Origin of the sequence: Methylomicrobium lacus, assembly GCF_041897535.1 — a bacterium.
Lineage (GTDB): Bacteria > Pseudomonadota > Gammaproteobacteria > Methylococcales > Methylomonadaceae > Methylomicrobium > Methylomicrobium lacus_A.
In genome coordinates, this window is record NZ_CP169217.1 from 4,182,054 (window position 1) to 4,197,409 (window position 15,356).

Annotated in this window: 11 protein-coding genes; 4 read left to right on the forward strand and 7 right to left on the reverse strand. The window is 54.4% G+C overall.

Annotation, left to right across the window (positions count from 1 at the left end):
• Window positions 1–54 precede the first annotated feature (54 nt).
• Window positions 55–312, reverse strand: a complete 258-nt coding sequence (locus ACEPPP_RS18760; protein ID WP_374088881.1) for a hypothetical protein — start codon at window positions 310–312, stop codon at window positions 55–57.
• Window positions 313–475: 163 nt separating this feature from the next.
• Here ACEPPP_RS18760 and ACEPPP_RS18765 point away from each other — a divergent pair, with 163 nt between their 5' ends.
• The 4 genes from ACEPPP_RS18765 (at window position 476) to ACEPPP_RS18780 (ending at window position 5,770) form a co-directional block, all read left to right on the forward strand.
• Window positions 476–1,789 (forward strand): ATP-binding protein, encoded by a 1,314-nt coding sequence (locus tag ACEPPP_RS18765; protein WP_374088882.1) that lies wholly within the window; start codon window positions 476–478, stop codon window positions 1,787–1,789.
• Between the two features lie 104 nt (window positions 1,790–1,893).
• The gene (gene mnmH / locus ACEPPP_RS18770; RefSeq protein WP_374088883.1) at window positions 1,894–2,982 is read left to right on the forward strand and encodes a tRNA 2-selenouridine(34) synthase MnmH; all 1,089 of its coding nucleotides are present in this window, start codon (window positions 1,894–1,896) and stop codon (window positions 2,980–2,982) included.
• Complete coding sequence (gene selD, locus ACEPPP_RS18775) at window positions 2,972–5,242, forward strand: selenide, water dikinase SelD (RefSeq protein ID WP_374088884.1); 2,271 nt, start codon at window positions 2,972–2,974, stop codon at window positions 5,240–5,242. Before mnmH ends, selD begins: the two co-directional genes overlap by 11 nt.
• A 267-nt stretch (window positions 5,243–5,509) precedes the next feature.
• Complete coding sequence (locus ACEPPP_RS18780; RefSeq protein WP_374088885.1) at window positions 5,510–5,770, forward strand: hypothetical protein; 261 nt, start codon at window positions 5,510–5,512, stop codon at window positions 5,768–5,770.
• Window positions 5,771–5,889: 119 nt separating this feature from the next.
• Here ACEPPP_RS18780 and ACEPPP_RS18785 read toward each other — a convergent pair whose 3' ends face one another.
• From ACEPPP_RS18785 to glgB, 6 genes are all read right to left on the reverse strand, one after another.
• Entirely contained in the window at window positions 5,890–6,333 is a 444-nt protein-coding gene (locus ACEPPP_RS18785) for an SRPBCC domain-containing protein (protein WP_374088886.1), read from the reverse strand.
• Between the two features lie 226 nt (window positions 6,334–6,559).
• Window positions 6,560–7,765 (reverse strand): hypothetical protein, encoded by a 1,206-nt coding sequence (locus ACEPPP_RS18790; protein WP_374088887.1) that lies wholly within the window; start codon window positions 7,763–7,765, stop codon window positions 6,560–6,562.
• 406 nt (window positions 7,766–8,171) lie between these two features.
• Window positions 8,172–9,767, reverse strand: coding sequence for a phosphatidylserine/phosphatidylglycerophosphate/cardiolipin synthase family protein (locus ACEPPP_RS18795; RefSeq protein ID WP_374088888.1), 1,596 nt, complete (start codon window positions 9,765–9,767; stop codon window positions 8,172–8,174).
• A 77-nt stretch (window positions 9,768–9,844) separates the two neighbouring features.
• Window positions 9,845–11,350 (reverse strand): endonuclease/exonuclease/phosphatase family protein, encoded by a 1,506-nt coding sequence (locus ACEPPP_RS18800; protein ID WP_374088889.1) that lies wholly within the window; start codon window positions 11,348–11,350, stop codon window positions 9,845–9,847.
• A gap of 126 nt (window positions 11,351–11,476) precedes the next feature.
• A complete protein-coding gene (gene glgA, locus ACEPPP_RS18805) occupies window positions 11,477–12,910 on the reverse strand; it encodes a glycogen synthase GlgA (protein ID WP_374088890.1) in 1,434 nt (477 codons plus the stop codon).
• Between the two features lie 7 nt (window positions 12,911–12,917).
• Window positions 12,918–15,317, reverse strand: coding sequence for a 1,4-alpha-glucan branching protein GlgB (gene glgB / locus ACEPPP_RS18810; RefSeq protein WP_374088891.1), 2,400 nt, complete (start codon window positions 15,315–15,317; stop codon window positions 12,918–12,920).
• Window positions 15,318–15,356: the final 39 nt, after the last annotated feature.

The following is a 15,356-nucleotide window of genomic DNA, read 5'->3' on the forward strand; positions in this document are numbered from 1 at the left end:
TGACGGCAGCAGGCGGAAACGGAGGTTCCGAAAGAAAAAGCGGGAGGACGGTTGTTATTGTTTTAATGCCTCGATCCAATCCACTCGGCAACCCTGACGAAACGATGCGGGTAGCGGTGTGATTGGCCGGAGTTTCCCAAAGACGCGAGCGTCTGCTGTCTGGGTTGAAGCGAAATCAAATGATTGTCCGATGGTTTGCCGAATAATCTTGCAATGAATTGGTAAGTTATTGTTTTGGAATTCACAATCCTTTGTGCTCTGCAAGAGGGGGAATGGATTGGTCAGCAAACCCGAACGATTGGCTTTTATCATACACAATGCGCCTTCCGGAGAAAACAAAAAGATGGCAAATCGCGAGGGAATCGCGGATTCGCACAGCGGAGGCCGCCGAATTCAGCCTCCGCCGGCGGCCATGCTATGGGTTGCCGTTCTTTGGTAAGATGGGGTTATCGAGTTAACGGTTTTATGGGAAATAATGAGCTTACGTCATCAAATCAATATCAGGATCCTGTTTGCGTCCGTGTGTATTTTGTTGCTCGGCGGCAGCATCGCGGTCTGGCAGGCGCGGCAGGCGGTCAATGAGGAGATCGATGCCTCGGTTAATTTGGCGGCGCAACTGATTCGCTTCGGCTTTTCGCAAACGCAGTTCAACGAGGCCGACTGGCTGCGCGGCATCAATTCCTTAAAAGAAACGCGACACCTGCATATTCAACTGCAAACGCCCTCCGGCCAAATGTTGAACGTGATGCACAACGCGCCGGGCGCTGCAGGCGAGGAACTGCCGCCGCAATGGTTCATCGCCCTGGTCGGCGGCAAACACAGTCAAACCGAACAGCCGATCGCGACCGCGGACGGCAAGCAATTTACCTTGCTGATACAGGCCAATCCGCTCGATGAAATCACCGAGGTCTGGGGGGAGAGCGTCGCGTTTTTCATCTCGCTGTCGGTGCTGACGCTGCTGACTTTTCTGGCGGTGCATTTCGCTTTCAGCAATGCCTTCAACTCGATCGCAGTGATTGTGAATGCGTTGGAGAACATCGAAAAAGGGCGCTACCTGCAAAAGCTGCCGGAGTTTTCGACCCTCGAATATGACAGCATCGCGAAGGCGATCAATCACATGACCGACGAGTTGAACAAGGCGCAGCAGCAAAACCGCGCCTTGACCCAGCATTCCTTGGAAATACAGGAAGACGAACGACAACGGCTGGCTCAGGAACTGCACGATGAATTGGGGCAGTCGCTGACCGCGATCAAGGTGATGGCGGTCACCGCGGCGCACCAAAAAGCCGACATCCAGCAAACTACCGAGGCGATCGTGAGCATCTCCGATCATCTGATGACCGTGGTGCGTTCGATGATGCACCAGCTGCATCCCCTGGTCTTGACCGAACTCGGTCTGAAGGCGGCGATCGAGGACTTGATGGGGCATTGGGCTTCCAGGCATCCGGAATTGCACCTGAGCCTCGACTGCCCGGATCGCGTGGATGAACTCAATCAGAAAATCACCATTCAGATTTTCCGGGTCGTGCAGGAATGCCTGACCAATATTGTGCGTCATGCGGAAGCTACTCAGGCCTCGATCGCGCTGCAAATCGAGCAGGCTCCCGAGGAACGGCTCAGGCTGGAGGTGCGCGACAACGGCCAGGGCTGCGCCGACGGCAACATCAAAAGCGGCTTCGGCCTGCTGGGGATGAAGGAGCGTATCCAAAGTTTGGGAGGAGAGTTCGGCATCGACACCCGGCCGCAACATGGGATGGCTATTGTCGCGAGCATCCCGCTGGCGCGATAATCGGCGGGTGAAAAAAGAAGATCCTGGGGTATTGGGGAGCATTTCCATTGCATAGGGAGTAATATTGCCCCCCATGAAAATTCCCTGTCTCTAATCGATAAGCTATGAACAAACACCCTACCATGCCCGCTGCCGAGGCTTTTAGACGGCTTAGCACAACCCCGCAAGCGGCTGTCATTGATGTCAGGTCGGAGGGAGAGTATCAGAAGGCGCATTTTGAACACACGGTAAATAGGCCGATCCTTTCGGACGCCCATCGTCATGCTGTGGGGCTGACCTATAAAACCGAAGGCTCCGAAGCGGCAAAGGCGCTGGGGCATCAACTGGTCAGCGGCGCTTACAAAGAGCGGATGATTCAGCAATGGTGCGAGTCGATCGAAAGCCATCCCCAGCAACCGGCCTTAATTTTTTGTTGGCGCGGTGGGCTGAGGTCCCGCCTGGCTCAAGAGTGGGTTTATCAAAATGGGTGCGAGGTGATTCGCGTCGACTCCGGCTACAAAGGTTTAAGACATGAGGCGCTGAAGGCGATTGAAAATCCCGCGCCTTTCGTCGTGCTTTCCGGCATGACAGGGGCCGGCAAAACCCGCCTGCTGCATCGGCTCCGACACACGGTCGATCTTGAGGCGCTGGCCCGTCATCGGGGCAGCGCTTTCGGCTCCTATTTTGGCGAACGCCAGCCCGAGCAGGCGACGTTCGAAAACAAACTGGCGCAAGCGCTTTACCGGGTTGCCGATCGCTTCGTGCTGGAGGACGAAAGCCCCAATATCGGCCGCTGCCATGTGCCTGACTCGTTTTATGCCCGCATGGCTTCATCGCCGATGGTGATGATCGAAACGCCCGCCCGGATGCGGGCATTGGAAATCTTTCAGGAATACATCCAGGCGCCTGCCGCGAAGGGCATGCCGCTGTCCGCTTTGGAGAACAGTTTCGCCAGAAATGTTGAACGGATTAGAAATAAGCTGGGTGGCCTGGAATGCGATCACATTAAGCATCGGCTGAGCCAGTCGTTTCAGTTCGATGCGCTGGATGCAGGCGGCACCGACGCCTATCTCGATTGGATTGAACGCTTGCTGACGCACTATTACGACAAGCTCTATGTTCATGCGCTGTCTTTGAAAGCGCGGAAGACGTTGTTCAGAGGATCATGGCAGGATTGTTTGGATTTTTTGACGGATCTGCAACATGAATCCTAACGCGACGCCGGTCGTTTCGGACCTGGTTTTGCTTGGCGGCGGGCATGCCAATATTCAGGTCTTGAAAATGCTGTCGATGAAGCCGATAGGCGGTCTTCGGATCACGTTGGTCTCCGATCAAACGCATTCGCCTTATTCGGGGATGATACCCGGCTATCTGGCGGGCTATTATTCGTACGAAGACTGTCATTTCGATTTGAGACGCCTCTGCGAGGAACTCGGCCAGCGTTTCATCAAAGCCAAGATCATCGGGATCGACCCGCAAACAAAAAAAATCCAGTTGGAGGGTAGGGCGGAGATCGGTTACGACTGCGCGTCGATCAACGTGGGCATCGAGCCTGAAAGCATCGCTTACACCTCGCCCGAGGCGGCTTTAAAGCAGATCCCGCTGAAACCGATTTCCAGATTTATCAGGCATTGGGAGCGCCTGCTCGCCGACCTGAAGGCTTATCAAGGCGGCGAGGCGCTACCGATCGCCGTGGTCGGCGCCGGCGCCGCAGGCGTTGAAATCGCCATCATCCTGAAAATGCTGATCGATCAAAACGGCTGGAATGCCAAGGTGAGCCTGATTCACCGGCACGAATTTCTGGTTTCGGCAAAAGACCGTCGCGCCCAGAAAAAACTCTCAGAAACGCTCAAAGCGCTGGACATCAAGGTCTTGCACAACACCCAGGCGCTTAAAACGCAAGAAAACGGCCTGGTGCTCAAAGATGATCGAGGGACTGTTTATACGCAAGGCTTTTTCCGAATACTGACGGCCACCCAGGCCGCTGCGCCGCTTTGGTTCGAACGCTCGGGGCTTCCGGTGAACGTGGACGGTTTCGTCAAAGTCACCGGGAATCTACTGGTTCAAAATGCGCACGATCTGTTTGCTGCCGGCGATTGCATCCATTTCTCGCCGTCTCCCTTGAAAAAAGCGGGCGTTTATGCGGTCCGCCAAGGGCGGGTGCTCGAACACAATATCCGCGCTTATTTCAGCGGAAAATCCGCGTTCAAGACCTTTCATCCGAAGAAAAACGTGCTGTCTTTAATCACGATAGGCGAGCGCAAAGCCCTGGTGCATCAGGACAGCCCGTCGATCCTCCGCTGGATGTGGCCTTCACTGCTGTGGACGGTCAAGGACGGGATCGACAGGCGCTTCATGAAGCGTTTTCAGGCCAGGACGTTTAACACCAAGCCGCATGATTTCAAAAAAGTCATGCCGCAGCCTCTCAGCACGTTGGTGCCCGAAGATTGGGAAAGCAACACCTGCGGCGGCTGCGGCAGCAAATTGGCGGCTTCCACCTTAACGCTAAGCCTGAATAAACTTGATATTCCCCAAGATGATTCGGTTCTGCTGGGCGTGAAGGATGGCGAAGACTGCGCGTTGACCCGGTTTTCCGAGCATACCCTGTGCCTGCAGAGTATCGATCAATTCCGCTCGTTCATTTCGGACCCTTTTTTACTGGGCCAAATTGCGACCCAGCATGCCTTGAGCGACATCTACGCGATGGGCGGCGTTGCCAGGACCGCGCAAGTCGGCCTGACACTCAGCCCCGCGAATAGGAAAATTCAGCAGGAAGATGTTTCTCAGGTAATGTCCGGCGTCCTGGACATTTTGACCCGAAGCGCCGTCTCTCTTGTGGGCGGCCACACCGGCGAAGGCGCGGAACTCGCCATTGCCATTGCCGTTCAGGGCGAAGTCGCGCCGGAGCGGGTGCTAAGAAAGCGGCTTACTCAACCCGGAAACCGCTTGATATTGACCAAACCGATCGGCACCGGCGCGATCTTTGCCGCCAATATGCTGGCCCAGGCGAACGGCAAACGGGTGGATGAGGCGCTGTCCAGCATGCTGCAATCCAACAAAACAGCGATGGAAATCAGCAAACGCTTTGCCGTTTCCGGTTGCACCGATATTACGGGATTTGGCTTATTAGGCCATGCGTTCGAAATGATGGGGAAAAATAGCGGCAACGGCTTGGGTGTCAAAATCGACTATCAGTCCATTCCTTTATTCGATGGCGTTTGTGAGTTGTTTGAAAGAGGCTATTACGCATCGATTGCGCAAGCAAACTATGAGTCTTTAAGTACCGTACTCAGCGCCGAGGTGAACAATCAACGCTTTCCCGCGCTTTTCGATCCACAAACGAGTGGCGGCCTATTGTTTTCAGTCCCGCCTGATCAGGCAGAAGACTGTCTGCAGGCCCTATACCAAAATGGCGTTTCTAAGGCGCGGGTCATAGGCGAAGTGATCGATCAGAATAAAATAATAATTCTTTGAATTAACCCGGGTATGATGCTTTTAACGATTTTTAAAAACTTGATGTCATGAAGGATGGTTTTGCTTGCTGATAGGCAAGATCCGGCCAAATTGCGGACCTCAATGATTCGGACTTGAATGGCGGCAGTGGAATGCATGCCTGCCTTTCGATTTAGCCAAAGACAGTTGATTGCAATACTTGCCCCTGTTCAGAAATTCGGTTGCACGATTACGGACAGGATGATACCGTTATTCTTCCGCAACTACGAAAAACGAGAGGTTAGTCCCATGAAAAAAATGCTTGGATTCATCATCGCTCTGTTCGTTACCGCTCCATCATTCGCTGGCAAGACCTACCAAGTGACTGGCCCAGTGGTAGACATTTCGGAAAGCGCCATAGTCATACAGAAAGGCAAGGAAAAATGGGAAATCGCCAAAGACGCCAACACGCAGATCAAAGGTGATCTGCAAAAAGGCGCCAAGGTAACCGTGGACTATACGATGTCGGCAACCAACATCGAAGTCAAACCGGGCAAAGCAAAGAAATAGCCCGTAGCCCTACGGACTCGCACGGATGCGACGTATTGTTCGTTTGTGATGACCGTGCTCATAAATGCCTAACGTTTTAAATAAGGTGCTAGCTTTGCGCGTCCCGCTTGATGGATGGGTTAGGCGGCATTTGCGTTAGTGAGCACCTGAGTCATTCGATCAAGGTTCTGTTCGTTGGCTGGTACGACGATACTCTTGACGGCCTGAGCAGTCTTGGCGTCCGCGAAGACCTGCTCCCAACTCACTTGGGTTCCATCCGCCACCGGAGCGAACTTAACGGTGAGCGTAAAGTACGGAGCACATACATGCTCAATAACGACCTTGCTGCCCGGTTCAAGTTGAGCAAACACGCTTTCGTTTGGATAGTTCTTTCCGTCTGGGCCGTGCATGACGAATTTCCATTTGCCGCCAACCTTGAACTCGAAGACCTCAAAGGTGTTGGTAAAGCCATCTGGTCCCCACCACAGGGCCAGAAGATCTGGCGATGCAAACGCACCATAGATCACCATTGGGGAGAACGGCAAGGTTCGCGATGTGTGCATTGTTCTATCTTCAACTGACATGGATCACTCCGAGGTGATGGGGTGTTCGTGCTGCATAACGTTCGACGTAATGGGCGTCCTGTGGCTTGCCGCAGGACGCCCCCTTGACGGAGGGGTTAGGCGTCATCGCTGAGGCGCAGCGCCATGTAGGTATAGCTGAAATGCTGCCCATCGAACTTGAACATCTCAGGTATTACGCGATTGATGCGGTTCGTTCATCGCCGCATTTTACCGTGTATAATCACAATTATTGTGGCGGCTGAATAATAGCTCCACCTTCCACTTTTATCGAATTATCGGCAGGTTTTAACTCAGTATTAGCGGGTTTAATCGTGCCTTCCTGCAATTTCTCAGCAACTTCGTCTGTTGCCAAATTGGGAAGCTTAGGCGAAAAGACCTCTATTGGTACATACGTTGTATCAAGAACAACACCAACAGCATCGAATTTCTTGCTATCAGCGCTTTCCCATTTAAAACCAGCATCAATAGTTGCGTAGTCTGCTGCCTTTAAACTTGTAGCAAAGCCTATTGATTTTGCTTTATAAGATTGTACGCTGATGACACCATTCCCATCACATTTTCCGCCTTTTGGTTTCACTAATGTCGCAGAACTCAGTAGCACCATTTTTCTACCGGAGGCTATCATTTGTTTAACTCGGTCGGCTATTAATCTTCCTTTTTCGGTTTTGTCAAGATTATCCAAAAGAATAGCTGGAGAAATAGGGGCAAGCAAGCTTTTGACGTTTTGAAAAAAAAGGTCGTACTTGTATGTTTGGTTAGAATTCAAGCTTGCTGAAAACTCGGATTGAACTGCCAGCGGGAGATTCGCTTTTACATCTCCCTTTGTGCTCGAATCTGTGATGATTTCTTTTTTAACATACCCCGCGGCACTCCCGAAAACCCCACAATCTGGTTCAAGTAATCCTAATGCATCTCTAACGTCTTTAGCGTAAAACTTCACAAGGTATTTATTGTCCTTTGTTGCTTCATAAATTCCTCCCAACCATTGTTTTACAAAGTTTTCAGCATCAGGATCAGGAGATGGCTCACCATTAGCATCATATAATCTTGTAAGAATCGTGTCTGGATTGGTAAGAGCCAGAGGTGATGGCCAGTCTTTTTGATCTGCACTTAATTCTAGTACAGTTGGGTTAGGGCTTGACCGAACCACACTATTTTGCTGGTCTTTAAACCCTCCGCCAGGCAGTGCGAGAACGGCATATATATTTGTCCCCCAAAAATATGAACCCATATCAATATCAACAACATTTGAGTTTTTATTTACCTTCTTTGTCTGTATTGGTGGCTTGCCTTCTTCGCCTGCCTTATAAACAACAACATCAAGATTTTGATCTGTTCTATTATGAGCATTTATTTTTACAGTGGTACATCCAATAAGACCCGAAGACAAAACCACCACCAGAGCGGATTTAGCGACAATTATTTTTTTCATATCCAATCTCAAATATGTATACCACTAAGTCATGTAGGTTATGCATCCCGTACCTTCTGTGAGTTCGAGTAGGTACGGGATGAGTATTTACCAACCTAACGTAAAGTAGACACCTATCCAGGTGTATATTAAATTTCTGTTATCGGTGTATAACACCACCCTAACAACCTGCTAAACCAAGCGCTACGCTATTCAATCATGGATAGCGACCGTTTTATGCTAACAAAAAACACACCGCCAAAACGTCTTGAGCAAGTCTGCGGCCTAATTCGCGTCCATCACCATTGGAGCATTTTAACAATCATGCAGAGTGGACGCATTTAGCCTGGATTAAGCGCTCTTTCGGTAACCAAGAATGTCGGGTGTTTCGGCATCGAAAAGGGGCGCGATGCGCCCCTCCTGGTTTTTAATAAAACACCCTGAACGACCGCTGTATTTCATCGAATTCATACAGATACGGCCCGGCCACCTCGCGGTTGTTTGCGATCACGACCAGATCGTGCGAGAACACCGAGGTGTTGTACCAGTTGAAACTGCCTTCGATCACGATCGCATCGTCGATCACGCAATATTTCGAATGGATCGGCGAGTAGGGGACCTTGTGATCGTCCTGGCCATAGACCAGGCCGACCGGAATGCCGGCGTTCTTCAGGCGCTGCACCGACGGCAACAGCGGCCGGCTGAGTTCCTCGGCCATGCTGCGTTCGACGCCGATGCGGCCTTCGCGCGCCAGATGGCCGTTGAACAGGATATGCACGTAGACGCCGCGGTGATGCGCATTGATCAGCGCATCGACCACGCTGTCGTGATGGTCGCCCACCAGGTCGCCGATCAGGAACAGGCTGCATTTGATCGAATGGCGGGCGCGGTTGATTTCACCCAGGATCGCATGATGGGGCTTGTAAATGCGGCCGTTCAGCATCGTGTGGCGGCCGAAGGTGTAGAGCAGGTTGAACTGGCTGAGCGGATCGATGCCGTATTTCTGGATCACGCCGCCGCGCTGGCTCTGGAATACGTTGTCGAGCAAACGGCAGACGCCGCGCGAATGGAAGGTCATGCCCGATTCCCAGTTCGCCCACCAGCGGTCGAAGGTGATGTTGAACGAGCCGAGGATGCAGTCCTCGTCGTTGAAGATCACGAATTTGGTGTGCATGTCCGGCTCGACTTCGATCAGATGATGCTTGGTCGTGCAGAACACGCCGACCAGTTCGATGCCGGAACGCTTCAGCCGGGCGTAGTTCTGGCTGTTGGTCAAGGTCATCTTGCGCCAGTCCACGATGCATTGCACACAGACGCCCTGCTGATGCGCATGGATCAGATGGGTCACGAAGTCGCTGTCGTCGATGCAGTCGACGCTGACCTTGATCGTGCTCAGACGGTTCGGATTCTCGTATCTGCCGCGGATCACCTTGTCGATATGATCGTGGATGAAGCGCTTCGGATGGTACGGATGATAGAGCAGGCCCTTGGTGAACTTCGGCGTCAGCCTGAGCGAGTCGAAATGATGATTGTACCAGTCGACGTCGCTCTGCAATTCGCCCGCGTTCAGCTCATAGGTGCGGTAGGTGTTCTGGGTCGCCCATTCCGAGGTGATGCGCCGGTATTTCGGCTGTTCGTCCTGCAATTGATGGCCATCCATGAAGATGTAATCGTTCTGCGAGGCGATCGAATGTTCGTCCAGATGCACGATGAACGAGAACTTGACGCAGTTGATCGGGCCGAAATTGCTCGATTGCGGATGGATGTAAAAATCGCGCGTCCGCCGTTTGTGACGGTCCCAGTGAATGTCGTAAGGATCGGTATCGACGATATAGGTCTCGCGCACGTTGTGGTCGCGGTAGACCTTCAGGATCACCTTGACATTGGCCTGCACGCCGTAATGCACATCGAATTCGATCTTGCCCCAGCGGATGTAAAAGGTGTCGCCGAAGTCGTTCGCGCGCGCAAAAAAGCCGCCCAGATCGCCATGGACGGGCATGGCGTAATGTTCAGCGATATGCATCAAGGTTCTCCATCAATCTATCAAGCCAGTGAATGCTGTGGTTTGGCATAGGTTTTTCGGTACTCGGGAAATGTGCCTTAGTGGGGTTCGAAAGTCATCAGATAGCCGCAATGGTCGGACACCTGGCCGTAATCCTCGGGCGTGAACAGCACGCGGCCGGAGGTCACGAACAAGCCGCTGTCTTTGTTCATGAAGATATAATCGATCCGGTAGTCGTCGGCCAGGTAGTTGCTCCAGTAGGGATCGTTGACCCGGAAGATCTTTTCGAAGGCGCCGTGCGCATTCGCAGACAAGAACTGGTCTTCGTATTCTTTCGTGTCGATCACATGGCGGTAGCCCTTGGAGCCTGCGGCAATGTTGAAATCGCCGCAGAGCAGGGTGCCGACGACGGCTTGGCTCCGCTTACTGCCGGCCCATTCGCGCAGCCGGTTGAACTGGCTTTGAAAGCCGTCTTCCCACCAGCTCAGATGCGCGGAGAAAACGTTCAGCCGCCCGATGTGCGGCGCTTCGACTTGCGCCATCACGACCTTGCGGGCGTGGATGTCGTAAGGGTCGTGGCTGTCCGACACATAGCGCGATTCCTGATGCAGCAGCGGGAGGCGGCTCAAGATCGCGACGCCCTCTCGGTATTTGTCAAAGCCCAGATGCGACCAGTCGGTATATAAATGATACGGTTTTTTGAGCCGGCCGTTGATGATGTTCGCGGAATTGCTTGGCCAGTCGCCGCGGCCGTCGTTCCAGAGTTCCGCGACTTCCTGAAAACACACGATGTCGACGTCGAGTTCGTCGATCGCCTCGGCGATTTTCGAAAATTTCGCATCCTGGTTGTCTTCCTGATAGCAATGCAGATTCAGGATCAGAATCTTCAGCGGCTTGCGGCTCGCCGCATAATTGTTGCCGTGGTTGTTGTCCCAGTAAACCTTGCCCTGGCTTTCGGCGGCGACGGTATAGTGCAGGCGGAACGCAGAACCGGTCTTCAGCCAGCCTTTCCAGAGCTCCCTGCCGTATTGATTCGGGTTGCGGGCGTTGCTCTGCAACTCCTTGTCCCAATAGGTGCGTTTGAAATGGCAGGCGGTTTGATGGGTGTGGCGCCAATTGTCGGTCGTCCAGTGCACGGTGACTTTTTCGGCGGCCAGCGCCTGGTCGATCGCGACCGTGACCGGCGTGTATTTGCGGCTTTCCGGCATCGCGCTGCTGAAGCCGACCACCTGCACCGGTTGGCGGCTCGGCACGTCGATGCCGGAGTCGGCCTGGCTGCTATAATTCCGGCCTTGATTGTTGTCCCAGTATTCGACTTCCTCGGCGCGGTAGCGCAAACAGAAGGTCACATTGCCCGGCAGCGATTGCAGGGCGGTCAGTTGAAACTGGATATGGGCCTGCCAGTATTCCCGGTTTTGCCCGAGCTTGCCGTGAAAGCGGGCGGGCAGGGTATGCCAGGCGCCGTCCTCGCCCGCCCAGAGCACGTCGACCTGCTTGTGGAAGCTCAGGTTTTCGATCGCCATCAAAAACGTCAGATGCTGCTGTACGCCGCGTTTTTTGCGCGTGATCACGTTTTCGACGTATTGCAGTTGGATTTCATTCATGTGATGTGGCCGGGTTGGGATGCCGATGACAGGAGGGCGGATATGTCGTGAGGTGCGCCATGCCGACATTGGCCGGAGCATTGCGGACGGCGTTTCCGCACGGCAGGCGGGAACGCCGTCATTCCGTTACAGATTTTGATACAAATCCAGATAGTGTTTGGCGCTTCGCTCCCAGGAAAAATCCTTGTTCATGCCGTTGATCTGCATCTGTTTCCAGGCCTTGCTGTTGTCGTACAGGATCGCCGCGCGCTTGACCGCTTCGAGCAACGAACCCGCCGAAGCCTCGTTGAAGACGAAGCCGGTCGCGGAGTTGTCGGCGAGGGTCTGCGGCACCGCATCGACGACCGTATCGGCCAGGCCGCCGGTCCGTCTGACCAGGGGCAGGGTGCCGTAACGCTGGCTGTACATTTGGTTCAAGCCGCAGGGCTCGAAGCGCGACGGCATCAAAAACACATCCGAGCCGGCCTCGATCAGATGCGCGAGGGCTTCGTCATAGCCTATCGTGACCGCGATCTTCTCGGGATACAACTGCGCATAATTCATCAGCTTCCTTTCCATGCTTTTTTCGCCGCTGCCGAGCAGCACGATCTGCAGCGGCATCCCCAGTATCTCATCCAGAGAATCCAGGATCATGTCGATGCCTTTTTGTTCGACCAGGCGCCCGATCAGGCCGAACAACGGAATCTGATCGGTGACCGGCAGCGAGAAGCGTTTCTGCAATTCGGTTTTGTTCGTCTTCTTGGCGGACAGCGTTGCCGCAGTGTAGTTGCGCGCGATCAGCGTATCGCCTTCCGGATTCCATTGTTCCATGTCGATGCCGTTAATGATGCCGCTCAGCACAGGGTTCCGATGCGTCAGCAGCCCTTCGAGGCCGTAGCCGAAGTCCGGCGTCTGGATTTCGAGCGCATAGGTCGGACTGACGGTCGTGATCCGGTCGCTATAGACCAGGCCGCCCTTGATGAAGGACAACAGGCTGTGGAACTCGAGTCCTTCCGGGTGCAGCAATTGGCCCGGCAGGTTCAGCGTCGCCGCGGTGTCGGCCGGAAACAGGCCCTGATAGGCCAGGTTGTGGATCGTGAACACGGTCTTCGGGCGGTCGTGTTCGAGCGACAAAAACGCCGGTACCAGCGCGCTTTGCCAGTCGTTGCAATGCACGACATCGGGACGCCAGTCCTGATAAACCCTATCCATCGCGACCTCGACCGCGACCCGGCAGAACAAGGCGAAGCGTTCGGCGTTGTTCGGCCAGGCATTGCCTTGCTCGTCGACGTAGGGATTGCCCGGGTAATTGAAAAAGGCCGGATAATCGACCAGCCAGACCAGAATATTGCTTTCCGGCATTCGGGTTTCGAGGATGTTCACATTGCGGTTGTCGACCCGCAACGAACAGACGAAGCGCACGTTGCCGAAGGTTTTGAGCGCCTGGTAATAAGGGATCAAGATGCGGATGTCCTGCGACAATTCCGCCAAGGCCTTGGGCAAACTGCCCGATACGTCCGCGAGGCCGCCCGTTTTGATCAACGGGTGCGCTTCGCTGGTCACAAAGAGAATTTTTTTCATGGGCCGATTATTGCTTCAGAATCAGTGCGCCTAACGGAGGCAGGGTTAAAGTGAGCGAGTGCGGCAGATTCATCCACGGCGTCGGCTCCGACATCACTGCGGCATTGCCCATGTTGCTGCCGTCGTAATATTGCGAATCGGAATTGAAAATTTCGCTGTAGAGGCCTTCGTTCGGCACGCCGATCCGGTAATGTTCGCGCGGCACCGGCGTAAAGTTCAGCACGATGATCAGGTCTTCCATCTCGCTCTTGCGTCGGTAGCTGATGATCGATTGCTGAATGTCATGGCAGTCGATCCATTCGAAGCCGTGATGTTCGAAGTCGTGCTTGAACAGCGCCGGGTGGGTCTTGTACAGATGGTTCAAATCCTTGACCAGGGTTTGCAGGCCGCGGTGATGCGCGTAGTCGAGCACGTACCAGTCCAGCGCCCGGCTGACGCTCCATTCGGTGCCCTGGCCGAATTCGCAGCCCATGAACAACAGCTTCTTGCCCGGATAGGTGAACATGAAGGTCAACAACAGGCGCAGGTTCGCGAAGCGCTGCCATTCGTCGCCCGGCATCTTGTTGACCAGCGCGCCCTTGCCGTGCACGACCTCGTCATGCGAGAAAGGCAGCACGAAGTTTTCGGTAAACGCGTAGAGCAGGCCGAAGGTCAACTGATCGTGGTGATGCATCCGGTGGATCGGGTCCTTGCTCATATAGGAAAGGATGTCGTGCATCCAGCCCATGTTCCATTTCATCGAGAAACCGAGGCCGCCGGCCCAGGTCGGACGCGTCACCTGCGGCCACGCGGTCGATTCCTCGGCCATCATCACCGTGCCGGGATGCTGCTGATGCGTCACCGCATTCAGTTCGCGCAGAAAATCGATCGCCTCCAGATTCTCGTTGCCGCCGTACATGTTCGGAATCCAGTCGTTATGTTCGCGCGAATAATCCAGGTACAGCATCGAGGCGACCGCGTCGACGCGCAGGCCGTCGAGATGGAATTCCTCCAGCCAGTAGATCGCGCTCGCGAGCAGGAAGTTTTTGACTTCGTTGCGGCCGTAGTTATAGATCAGCGTGCCCCAGTCGCGGTGTTCGCCCTTGCGCGGGTCTTCATGCTCGTACAGCGCGCTGCCGTCGAAGCGGGCCAAGGCGAAGCTGTCTTTCGGAAAGTGCGCGGGCACCCAGTCCAGGATCACGCCGATGTCGTTCTGGTGGCAGGTGTCGATGAAGAAACGGAAATCGTCCGGCGAGCCGTGGCGGCTGGTCGGGGCGAAATAACCGGTGGTCTGATAGCCCCAGGACAGATCGAGCGGGTGTTCGGTGATCGGCAGCAACTCGATATGCGTGAAGCCCAACTGCTTCACATAATCGACCAGTTGCACGGCCAACTGCCGGTAGCTCAGGAAATTGCCCTGATTGTCGCGGCGCCAGGAACCCAGATGCACCTCGTAAATGGCCATCGGTTCATGCAGCCAGTTATGATTCGCGCGCTGCATCATCCATTGATGGTCCTTCCATTGATAGGACTTTTCCTTGATCACGATCGACGAGGTATTCGGGCGGAATTCGAAATATTGGCCGTAAGGGTCGGTCTTGACCAGGATCTCGTTGCTGTTGCGGTTCAGGATTTCAAACTTGTACAGGCTGCCGGCCTTCAGGTCCGGGATGAAAATCTCCCAAACGCCGCTGCCGCCGAGGCTGCGCATCGGGTGGCAACGGCCATCCCAGCGGTTGAAATCGCCGACTACGCTGACCCGGCCCGCATTCGGCGCCCATACCGCGAATTGCACGCCGCTGATGCCGTCGACCTGATGCAGGTGCGCGCCGAGTTTCTGATAGACATGCCAGTGCTTGCCTTCGCCGAACAGATGCAGGTCGAATTCGGGCGTCTGCGTGCCGAAATCATACGCATCGAAATTTTCGTGGCTGTAGCCGTTCTTGTCTTTCCAGGCCAGACGGTAATGCGCGGGCAGGTCATCTTCCTTGGCCTGATAGACGAAGAAATCGGAACCGGGAATGCGTTCGAGTGCCTTGCCGTTATGGCTGAACTGGACCGATTCGGCATACGGCATGAATACCTTGACTTCGACGCCGCCGTTCTTGGGATGGCGTCCCAGAATCGAGAAGGGGTCATGATGGCGGGCGTTCGCGATCTTCAGGTGCTCGTCGTCGAGCGCCGGATATTCCTCTGCCCTGGCTTCCGGCGCGGCGCCGGTTTCGGCGATTGTCTGGCGGGCGGGGGCGGGCGCTTTGGAGGCGGATGCAGTTGGTTCGGGTTTCGAAGATGAGGCTTTTTTAACCTTCTGTTTTTCTAGGGAATTGCTGGGCTCGGCTTCCACGCTCGAGGGCGCCTGATCGGCGGCTGGATTGTGCAGAGTCTTCAGTGCATCGGTATCTTGCGGTGTCTTCGAACGTTTTGTCACTGGATTTCGCCTCAATTAGAGTAAAATAAATTTGCAGTG

Coding starts and splice junctions, on each gene's coding strand:
- ACEPPP_RS18760 (WP_374088881.1), bottom strand. CDS start 312: ATGATAAAAGCCAATCGTTCGGGTTTGCTGACCAATCCATTCCCCCTC.
- ACEPPP_RS18765 (WP_374088882.1), top strand. CDS start 476: ATGAGCTTACGTCATCAAATCAATATCAGGATCCTGTTTGCGTCCGTG.
- mnmH (WP_374088883.1), top strand. CDS start 1,894: ATGAACAAACACCCTACCATGCCCGCTGCCGAGGCTTTTAGACGGCTT.
- selD (WP_374088884.1), top strand. CDS start 2,972: ATGAATCCTAACGCGACGCCGGTCGTTTCGGACCTGGTTTTGCTTGGC.
- ACEPPP_RS18780 (WP_374088885.1), top strand. CDS start 5,510: ATGAAAAAAATGCTTGGATTCATCATCGCTCTGTTCGTTACCGCTCCA.
- ACEPPP_RS18785 (WP_374088886.1), bottom strand. CDS start 6,333: ATGTCAGTTGAAGATAGAACAATGCACACATCGCGAACCTTGCCGTTC.
- ACEPPP_RS18790 (WP_374088887.1), bottom strand. CDS start 7,765: ATGAAAAAAATAATTGTCGCTAAATCCGCTCTGGTGGTGGTTTTGTCT.
- ACEPPP_RS18795 (WP_374088888.1), bottom strand. CDS start 9,767: ATGCATATCGCTGAACATTACGCCATGCCCGTCCATGGCGATCTGGGC.
- ACEPPP_RS18800 (WP_374088889.1), bottom strand. CDS start 11,350: ATGAATGAAATCCAACTGCAATACGTCGAAAACGTGATCACGCGCAAA.
- glgA (WP_374088890.1), bottom strand. CDS start 12,910: ATGAAAAAAATTCTCTTTGTGACCAGCGAAGCGCACCCGTTGATCAAA.